We start from the raw sequence: 1,573 nt of genomic DNA, 5'->3' as shown, positions 1-1,573 counted from the left end.
GTCAGGTGATGGCGCCGTCGATTTTGAGTTTGATGATGGTGTCGTCGGTGTGGCCGAGTTCGTGTAGGAGGGTGTCGGTGTGTTCGGCGAAGAGGGGGGCGCGGCGGGTGTGGGGGGGTGTGTTGTCGAACTGGACGGGGTTGGTGACGAGTTGGCGGGGGGTGCCTTCGCTGTCGGTGAGGGTGGTGAGGTAGCCGTTGGCGTGCATCTGGGGGTCGTTGAGGATGTCGTGGGGGTTCTGGACGGGTGCCCAGGGGCCTTCCATGGTCTGGAGGTGTTCGTTCCAGTGGGCGTAGGTGTTGCCGGCGATGGCGTCGGCGATGTACTGGCCGGCGTCGGCGGCGTTCGCGCGTAGGTTTTCGGCGGTGGTGAAGCGGGGGTCGTCGATGAGGTGGTCGAGGCCGAGGTGGCGGCAGACGTCGGCGAAGTAGCGGAACGCCTGGGGCATGGTGAAGTTGATCCACCGGCCGTCGGAGGTGCGGAAGTGACCGACGGTGGGGTTCCCGACGGTGTTCATCATGGTCTGGTTGAGGGGGATCGGGGTTTTGCTGGCGCCGGTGAGGGCGGCGTTGCCGAGGTCGAGGGCGAACGCCCAGGCTCCGACTGACATGAGGGAGACGTCGACGACGGAGGTCTGGCCGGTGGTGGCGCGGCCGTAGAGGGCGGCGGCGATCCCGCCGGCGATCGTCATCCCGCCGGTGGAGTCGCCGTAGGCGCCGGCGGGCATGGTGACCACGCGGGGGGAGTCCGGGGGGGTGACGCCCCAGGCGCTGCCCATCCGGCACCAGAACGCCGACCCGTCGTAGCCGCCTTTCTCCGCCCACGGTCCGCGCTGGCCGTGCGCGGAGCCCCGCACGTAGATGATGTCCGGGTTGGCCTTGCGGATGTCGTCGACATCCAGGTGCAGCCGGGCCCGCGCACTGGGCAGGAAGTTCGTCAGGAACACGTCGGCGTCCCGGCACAGCTCGAGCAGGATCTCGTACCCGCCCGGGGTCGCCAGATCCAGACCGATGCTGCGCTTACCCCGGTTGGGATGGTCCATCAACGGCTGGAACGTGCCGTCCTTGGGATGGTTCACCATCCCCCGCTGCGCGTCCCCGGCCTCCGCATGCTCCACCTTGATCACATCGGCGCCCCACTCGGTGAGGACACCGCCTGCCGCCGGAGTGAACGTGAACTGGGCGACCTCGACCATCCTGACGCCCGCCATCGGCTGATGCACCCCGCCGCTCTCCCTTCCGCGCACCCGTGACGCTGTGACGCCGGTGCGCGCCTGTGAACTCGACCGGACGGGCGCCCACCCAGACACCTCAGGCGCCTGCACAAGGCCCCGCCCCGCACACCATAGTTAGACCGAGTCAAAGAACGCAAGAGGGTCCGAACCCCCGGCGGGCACCCCACCGGCCCCACCCACCCCGCCGACACACCGCCACGGCAGCTACCCAGCATCACCACCCCGACACACCCCGCCCCACCCACCGGCAGACCCCCGCCGGGTCAACTCGAGGGTTGTGTGACCTGCATCCACCTGCTAAAAAGTAGACCTCACAAATTGCACTCAGTTGAAACTCTG

Annotated in this window: 1 protein-coding gene; it reads right to left on the bottom strand. The window is 68.2% G+C overall.

From position 1 onward, the window contains the following. Window position 1: 1 nt before the first annotated feature. Entirely contained in the window at window positions 2-1,222 is a 1,221-nt protein-coding gene (locus MXD62_RS27465) for a CaiB/BaiF CoA-transferase family protein (RefSeq protein WP_248832293.1), read from the bottom strand. Between the last annotated feature and the right edge of the window lie 351 nt (window positions 1,223-1,573).

The organism is Frankia sp. Mgl5 (assembly GCF_023242985.1).
In the GTDB taxonomy this organism is placed as follows: domain Bacteria; phylum Actinomycetota; class Actinomycetes; order Frankiales; family Frankiaceae; genus Parafrankia; species Parafrankia soli.
This window is presented reverse-complemented; position numbering and strand designations above follow the sequence as displayed.